The organism is Natronomonas sp. (assembly GCF_036625485.1).
Lineage (GTDB): Archaea > Halobacteriota > Halobacteria > Halobacteriales > Haloarculaceae > Natronomonas.
The window spans coordinates 1-7,147 of the sequence record NZ_JAZKTR010000124.1; the positions used below are offsets into that span (position 1 = coordinate 1).

General features: G+C 63.9%; 8 protein-coding genes. 2 read left to right on the plus strand and 6 right to left on the minus strand.

The window, feature by feature from the left end:
- Positions 1–75: 75 nt before the first annotated feature.
- Together V5A53_RS11395 and V5A53_RS11400 are read right to left on the minus strand one after the other, a co-directional pair.
- On the minus strand, positions 76–642 hold the full coding sequence (locus tag V5A53_RS11395; protein ID WP_332313734.1) for a peroxidase-related enzyme: 567 nt from the start codon (positions 640–642) through the stop codon (positions 76–78).
- Between the two features lie 44 nt (positions 643–686).
- Complete coding sequence (locus V5A53_RS11400; protein ID WP_332313735.1) at positions 687–845, minus strand: hypothetical protein; 159 nt, start codon at positions 843–845, stop codon at positions 687–689.
- 58 nt (positions 846–903) lie between these two features.
- Between V5A53_RS11400 and V5A53_RS11405 the strand changes: the two genes are divergently transcribed.
- Both V5A53_RS11405 and V5A53_RS11410 read left to right on the plus strand, forming a co-directional pair.
- Positions 904–1,386: a metal-dependent hydrolase gene (locus V5A53_RS11405; protein WP_332313736.1), complete on the plus strand. Its 483-nt coding sequence runs from the start codon at positions 904–906 to the stop codon at positions 1,384–1,386.
- A gap of 106 nt (positions 1,387–1,492) precedes the next feature.
- Entirely contained in the window at positions 1,493–3,169 is a 1,677-nt protein-coding gene (locus V5A53_RS11410) for a class I adenylate-forming enzyme family protein (RefSeq protein ID WP_332313737.1), read from the plus strand.
- Between the two features lie 3 nt (positions 3,170–3,172).
- On the opposite strand, the gene V5A53_RS11415 is transcribed toward V5A53_RS11410, so the two are convergent.
- From V5A53_RS11415 to V5A53_RS11430, 4 genes are all read right to left on the minus strand, one after another.
- Complete coding sequence (locus V5A53_RS11415; protein WP_332313738.1) at positions 3,173–4,201, minus strand: NAD(P)/FAD-dependent oxidoreductase; 1,029 nt, start codon at positions 4,199–4,201, stop codon at positions 3,173–3,175.
- 39 nt (positions 4,202–4,240) lie between these two features.
- Positions 4,241–4,918 (minus strand): MBL fold metallo-hydrolase, encoded by a 678-nt coding sequence (locus V5A53_RS11420; protein ID WP_332313739.1) that lies wholly within the window; start codon positions 4,916–4,918, stop codon positions 4,241–4,243.
- Between the two features lie 81 nt (positions 4,919–4,999).
- Positions 5,000–5,698: a DUF4013 domain-containing protein gene (locus V5A53_RS11425; RefSeq protein WP_332313740.1), complete on the minus strand. Its 699-nt coding sequence runs from the start codon at positions 5,696–5,698 to the stop codon at positions 5,000–5,002.
- A gap of 190 nt (positions 5,699–5,888) precedes the next feature.
- Positions 5,889–7,147: tRNA uridine(34) 5-carboxymethylaminomethyl modification radical SAM/GNAT enzyme Elp3 (locus V5A53_RS11430; RefSeq protein ID WP_332313741.1), on the minus strand; the 1,259-nt coding region annotated here is incomplete at its 5' end.

Consider the following 7,147-nt stretch of genomic DNA (forward strand, 5'->3'; position numbering starts at 1 on the left):
GCCTTCTACGAGCGTGCTGCGGGCGTCTTCGACGGCTATCTCGACCGGCTGTGAGCCGGGCGCTATCGACCTTGTCTACCGCCCCAGGTCGTAGAACTCCTCGTTCGGCTGTATGTCCGCCGCCGTCGCCATCCGGTTCGAGAGGTTGAACACGGAGACGACGCTCGTGATATCCCAGATCTCCTCGGTCGAGAAACCGACATCGCGGAGTCGCTGGAAGTCCGAATCCTCGACCTTGCCCGGGGATTCGGTGAGTTTCTCGGCGTAGTCCAGCATCACCTTGTGCTGTTCGGAAAGGTCGGCCGACCGATGGTTCGTCGCCAGTTTGTCGGCGAGTTTCGGTGCACCGGCGAAGATCCGAAGCAGGGCGCCGTGGGCGACCACACAATAGAGGCAGTCGTTGACGCCGGAAACGGTGACGATGAGCATCTCGATCTCCTCCCGTTCCAGCGCCGAGTCGTCGACCAAGGCGTCGTGGTAGGCGAAGAATGCACGGAAGTGACTCGGCTTATACGCGAACCCCGGGAAGACGTTCGGCGTGAAGCCGGCCTCCTCGGTCTCCTCCTCGATCCGCTCGCGGATGTCTTCTGGCAGTTCTTCCATATCGGGGACCGGGAACCGGCCCATCGCATCGTCGTTCATGGAACGGTCATCGGGCGGCACCGACAAAAATCCCTACTTAGCGGTTACTCTCGGGCCCAGTAGTCCTCGTCGCCCCGCAACCGGTGGAAGACGACGACGCCGGCATAGAAGGCGACGCCGAGGAAGAACAGGACGACGGGGACCGCGAAGGGGCCGAACGTCTCGAAGATCAGTCCGGCCAGATCACCGATAGCTCCGACCATAGGGGCGTTAGGGACCCGACATATACAGGTGTGTCCCTCCCGAAGCGGGTGATAACCCATGTACAAAACGGGTCACTACGGGACCGCGCTGTTGTGCTATGCTCCCGTGGGCTATCTCCTGTTGTCGGTCGACCCCGGGCTTGCAGTCCTCGGCGGCATCGGGGCCGTCGCGTTCTCGCGGGTGCCTGACTACGACCTAAGAGTGCCGGGCATCAGCCACCGCGGCATCACCCACACCCTGCTGTTCTTGCTCGTCGTCACCGCCGCCCTCGCGGGTGTGAGCGTGGCCCTCGCCGAACAGTTCGGCACCGACCCACTGTTGACGGGAGGTCTCGGTGCCATCGTCGGCGTCGTCGCTATCGGCTCGCACCTGCTGGCGGACGCACTGACGCCCTCCGGCGTCCCGCTGCTGTGGCCGCTGTCGAGTCGCCGCTTTTCGGTCGCGCTGGCGACGGCCTCGAATCCCATCGCCAACTACGGCCTGCTGACGTTGGGGGTCGGCCTCACGGTCGCGCTCGGCTATCTCGCCGGGCAGGCCTGAGGCCCCGAACGCCACCTGCGAAATAAACGCCGAGAAACCCCCTCTACGTGCCGGATTTCACCGGGCGAATCTTTAATACGCACCCTACGGAGTACTGCATGCTACCATGGAACACCATAACGGCGAATCCCTGCAACATATGGGGGACCTTCCGTCGATGGCTGCCTACCGATACGGCGACAAGACTGCGCTCTCGTTTATGGGCCAGGAGACGTCGTTCAACGAACTGGAGGCGAGAGCCAACAGCGTCGCGAACGTCCTCGTCGACAACGGCGTCGAACCCGGCAACCGGGTCGGCCTTTATATTCCGAACACCGACCAGTTCCCCGAAGCCTACTTCGGCACGCTGAAAACGGGCGCCATCCCGGTACCACTCAACCTCCGGATGGACCCCAACACGCTGGAGTTCGTCCTGCAGGACGGCGACGTCGACCACATGATCGGCTCGCCGCTTCTGGCCGGCGGGATGGATACCGAGGAGGGCCGCATCATCGGCCCGACGGAACTCGCCGGCCGTGCCGGCGTCTCGAACGTCTACGTCTCCGGCGTCAGCGACGACGGTGTCATCAACTACTCGCAGGCGACCGCCGAGGCATCCGACGAGTTCGACACCGTCGACCGCGACTTCGAGGACGTGGCGGTCCAGCCCTACACCTCTGGGACGACGGGGAAGCCGAAAGGCGTCCTCCTAACCCACAAGAACCTGCTTTCGACCATCGAGGCCTACGCGAAGGGCGGCCTGCCGATAGACCCCGACGACAGTATCGTCCTCGTGCTCCCGCTCTTCCACATCTATGCGCTCAACGCCATTCAGGGCACCTACCTCTACAACGGCGCGAAGATGCACATGATTCCGCGGCCGGACCCCGATATGATCCTCCAGACCATCTCGAACAACGACGTCACCAACTTCGCCGGCGTCCCTGCCCTCTACAACATGATGTGGCAGGTCTACAGGGAGGACCCCGACGCCTACGACATGGAGTCGCTGACGGACGTCATCTGTGCGGCCGCGCCGCTGGCCGACGACACCCGCCGCACCATCGAAGAGGCGTGGGGCGTCCCGATGACCGAAGGCTGGGGCATGACCGAAACCGGGCCGGCCGGCACCGTCGAACCCTCCCGCGGCGTCCGCAAGTCGGCGGGTTGTATCGGCCCGGCACTCCGTGGTATCGACCTCAAGCTCGTCGACCCCGAGACGCGGGAGACGCGGGTCTCGGCAGACGACCTCGAACCAAATCCCAGCGACGACATCGATTTCACCGACGAGGAACAGGTTACCGGCGAGATCGCCATCAACGGGCCGACGGTCTTCGATGGCTACTACAACCGCCCGGAGAAGACCAGCGCGGTCTTCGACGACGACGGATGGTTCTACACCGAGGACATCGCCCGCGTCGACGAGGACGGCTACTTCTGGATGGTCGACCGCGCCGACGACATGATCATCGCCGGCGGTGAGAACATCTATCCCGCGGAAGTCGAGGACGCCCTCTACGAGCACCCCGACGTCGCCGAGGCCGCCGTCGTCGCCGCGCCCCACGAGATCAAGGGCGAGGCACCGGTCGCCTTCGTCGTCCTCGAAGAAGGCGCGGACCTCTCCGAGAAGGAACTCCGGGATTTCACCCTCGACCACGTCGCCACCTACGCCCATCCGCGCCAGATCTGGTTCATCGACGAACTCCCGCGCAGTGCGACTCAGAAGGTCCAGCGCTACAAACTCGAAGAGGAAGTCGAGGAACGCCTGGAAGGCGGTGCGCTCGGGTCTAGCGAAGATCTCTAAGTTTCAGTCGCTGTTTTTTGCGAGTCTATCGCCGACATCCAGCCCGTTTTCGAGCGCCAGATGGACGCGGCCGTCGCCGACCATCCAGTCGCCAGCGAAATAGAGGCCGTCTTCCTCGGCCTCACGGAGAAGGTCGGTATCCACACCGTCGTTCGGGAGCGCGTAGCGCCACCGCTGGGTGTCGGTCCACTCGGGGTCGGCGAGACGCTGGTCGTCGAGGAGTTCCGCGGTCAGGGCGGCCGCCTCGTCGACGACCTCGGATTTCGGGTCGTCGAACCGGGCGTCGGTCCAGTCGGGCGACATCTGGACGACCAACAGCGATTCGCCGTCGGGAACGTGGCCGGGTTTCAGTTCCTCCCGGGAGAGCCAGCCGATGGCGTGCTCGCGGTCGGGGTTGACGAGGCCGTACCACGGCGTCTCGATTTCGAAGTCGTAGCCGAGGATAACCGAGTAGATGGATCGATAGGGGACCGATTCGAGGACAGCCTCCAGGTCCACCAGCGGGGAGTCCGCCCATTCGGTCGCCGCGAGGATGTCGCCGGTCTGTGGCGCCGGCGGTGTCAATACGACGGCGTCATAGGTGCCCAAATCCTCGCCCTCCTCGTCAATGACCCGCCATCTGCCACTGTGTGAGAGTCGTCCGACGCGGGTTTCCAGGTCCACCGTCGCGTCCGTCTCGGCGAAGAGACGCTTCGCGACCTGGGTGATGCCCTCCTCGTAGGTCCACTTGCGGCCGTCCCGGTCCTCGCCCTCGGTTATCGTCCCGGATTCGTCGAACGTCCAGACCGGTTCCTCGATGTCGGCCAGCCCGTCCGTCGGGAGGCGTTCGGTGACGATCTCGTCGACGCGCTCGCTTCCGGATTTGACGTAGTTGGCGCCGTGGTCGTATCGTCGATCTCCGTTTCGGCGGGTCGCGGCTCGGCCACAGACACCGCGGGATTTCTCGAACACGGTCACGGTCGCGTCGGTCTCCCGAAGTGCATAACAGACGCCCGCACCCGCTGGCCCAGCGCCCACTACAGCGATATCCATAGCCCCAATAGGCTCTCGTCCGTCAAAAAACGGTCTGTATCAGAGGTCCGTGGCCAACTTCCGAAGGACCGCCGCGGCATCGGGCGTGACGGGTCGGCCGTGGCCGACACAGGCGTGCTCGAAGGATTCCTCGGCGACGCGGGCGATACTGTCAGCGATGGTGTCGGTGTCATAGGAGTCCAGCCACGGCGGAGGGACGAATCCCCCGTCGGACTCCCACACCAGGTCGCCGAGGAAGGCGGCCCCGGTGCCTTCGTGCAGATACACGGTGTGGCCGGGATTGTGGCCGGGCGTGTGAAGCGCCCGGAAGCCGCCGACGGTGTCGCCGTCGGCGACGGGATGTAGGTCGACGCTCGAAAGCGAGAAGATTCGACGCGTTACTCGGTGGAATGCACCCTTGTGGTGCCGCCATGGTGGTGACCACTCGCGACGAACGAGGTCGGCATCGGCCGCACCGATGTAGACGGGGGCGTCGGTGTCCAGTCGGGACAGCCCACCGATGTGGTCGATGTCGTAGTGGGTAAGGAGGATTCGATCGAGGGCCGCGGCGTTGTAGCCAGCATCGCGGAGTTCGTCGGCGAGCGAGCGTCGGGGAATCGGTAGACCGGTATCTACCAGCGTCACGTCGCCGTCGTCGACGAGGTAGGCGTTCGAGCCGACCGGCTCCGGCCAACTCACCTCGAGGAGGTACACGCCGTCGCCGACGGGGCGGGCCATACGGGTGCTACGGTTTCCGGCGGTATCAACCCAATGAGTTCGGCACTCCGAATCGGGAACCCGTCGGCGGGGACCGAGGGATTACGCTTCGGTCCCGCCACCGACGGTCTCGAGATCTCGCGGATCGCTGGACCGAACGTCACGCCACGTGTGGCCGATGATGTAGTACGCCGCGACGACGAAGTAAAACGACACGAACGCGCCGACGATGGTGCCGAGGATCGGAACGACGTTCAGGAGGCCGCCGATGACGGCGCCGATAAGGATCATCGCGAAGGCGGTCAGCCAACCCTCCGCGTACCGGCGGTCGAAGGCGACGTCGCGAAGCGTGCCGAACTCGAATCCCGACCCGATGCGACGGGTCTCGGTGTAGTTCGCCAGCGCCGCGGGGGTCACGTAGGCGACCGCGAGATTCAGAACGAACGCTGCGAGGAGCCCAACCGCGAGGACGAGGCCACCGAGCGCCGCTGTTGAATCACCACCGACGATGCCAGCGCCACCGAAGCCGACGGCGAAGAGCGCCACTACCGCCGGAACGAGGCCGTAGGCGAATAGGATGACGAACGCCTTCGCGCCATCGACGATCATCTCCCCGTAGTCATCGAACACCGGCGGTTCGTTATCACCGTCCGCGGTCCGGTCGATGACTCGGAGGACGTACCCTAACGCGAGGAACGCCGGAACGAGCAGGAACGAGAACAGGAGACACAGCCCACCGACGACGACGGTCGTGAAGACATCGTCGCTCTCGCGCAAGTAATTGAACGAGTCCTCGATCATCGGTCGAGGTACTCCGATATCGCTTCGGGACGCGAAAAGGCCCTGTTGTATGCGGGATGAGACGACACGACGTCCGGACGTTGTTGATACATGATTACACCGTTTTACGGTCGAACTCAATACGGCGTCTCAGTATATAACTATTCACGGCATATTACCGGATAAGCTCCGGTTACATGAGAAAATCGGCTTAGAGACGCGTCGAGACGTAGGGGCCGTCCTGATAGTAGCCCAGTTTCTCGCGGTAGTACTCCCGGACGCCGATGCCCGAGATGACCGACAACTTCTCGAAGCCGGCGTCGGCGGCCATGTGCTCGGCCTTCTCCAGGAGTTTCCGGCCGTAGCCCTTGTGCTGGTATTCGCTCGCGGCGTCGCCGCTCGCGTTCGAGGCGCGTAGCGCCTCGCTGTCTTCGCCGCTCTGCTGGCCGACGCCGACCTCGTTGCCGTAGACGTGGAGTTCCCGGATGAGGGCGGCGTTGTCGAGTTCGCGACGGACGGGGTCGTTCGGGAACCGGAGCCGACAGAAGCCGACCAGCAGGTCCTTCTCGAAGTCCTCGAAGGAGATGAAGTGTTCCGTCCCGCCGGCGGCCTCGTAGGTCATGACGTCCATCTCGACGTTCTCCGGTTTCTCGTCGTTCATGCCGACCTCGCGACAGCGGATACAGTCGCACGTCCAGCCGTGTTCGTCCATCCGCTTTCGGGCCAACTGCCGGAGGTTGGACTTCCAGACGCCGGCGTCGATGAAGTCCGCCGGGATGTCTCGCTGGACGCGCTGGAGGCGCGTATAGCGCGGAATCATCGATTTGATCTCGGCGATGAGTTCCGCCGCTTCCTCGTTCTGGAGGGGCTGGTACTCGTCGCGGCGCCACATGTCGTAGGTGATGGTATCGCGGACGACGAGCGTCGGGTAGATCTTCAGGTAGTCGGGCCGCCAATCGGAGTTCTCGAATATCTCCCGGAAGTCCTGCAGGCACATCTCCTTGGACATGCCGGGCTGGCCGGGCATCATATGGAAGCCGACCTTGAAGGCGGAATCCCGGAGTCGGCGGTTGGCGTCGAGGCTGGCCTGCACGCCGTGGCCCCGGTGCATCTCGCGGTTGACCCGCTCGTAGGTCGTCTGGACGCCGACCTCGACCTTCGTGCCGCCCAGATCGAGCATCCGGTCGATCTGCTCGGGGTCACACCAGTCGGGCTTGGTCTCGAAGGTGGTGCCGATGTTCCGAATTTCGTTGGTCTCGTTTTCGGCGATGACGTCTTCCAGATACCGGAACTCCGTTTCCTCGGGGGCCGGTTTGAACGACTCCGTTTCGCTCGGATTCGGCTCCGAATCGAGGTCGTAGTCGTTCATCGCTTCGAGGGCCCGTTTGACGAACCACTCCTGATAGTCGTGGGAGCGCGCGGTCATCGTCCCGCCCATCAGGATGAGTTCGACCTTGTCGACGGGGTGGC

Excerpts from the sequence above, each read along its gene's own strand:
- V5A53_RS11395 (WP_332313734.1), bottom strand. The coding sequence starts at position 642 with ATGAACGACGATGCGATGGGCCGGTTCCCGGTCCCCGATATGGAAGAA.
- V5A53_RS11410 (WP_332313737.1), top strand. The coding sequence starts at position 1,493 with ATGGAACACCATAACGGCGAATCCCTGCAACATATGGGGGACCTTCCG.
- V5A53_RS11405 (WP_332313736.1), top strand. The coding sequence starts at position 904 with ATGTACAAAACGGGTCACTACGGGACCGCGCTGTTGTGCTATGCTCCC.
- V5A53_RS11425 (WP_332313740.1), bottom strand. The coding sequence starts at position 5,698 with ATGATCGAGGACTCGTTCAATTACTTGCGCGAGAGCGACGATGTCTTC.
- V5A53_RS11420 (WP_332313739.1), bottom strand. The coding sequence starts at position 4,918 with ATGGCCCGCCCCGTCGGCGACGGCGTGTACCTCCTCGAGGTGAGTTGG.
- V5A53_RS11415 (WP_332313738.1), bottom strand. The coding sequence starts at position 4,201 with ATGGATATCGCTGTAGTGGGCGCTGGGCCAGCGGGTGCGGGCGTCTGT.
- V5A53_RS11400 (WP_332313735.1), bottom strand. The coding sequence starts at position 845 with ATGGTCGGAGCTATCGGTGATCTGGCCGGACTGATCTTCGAGACGTTC.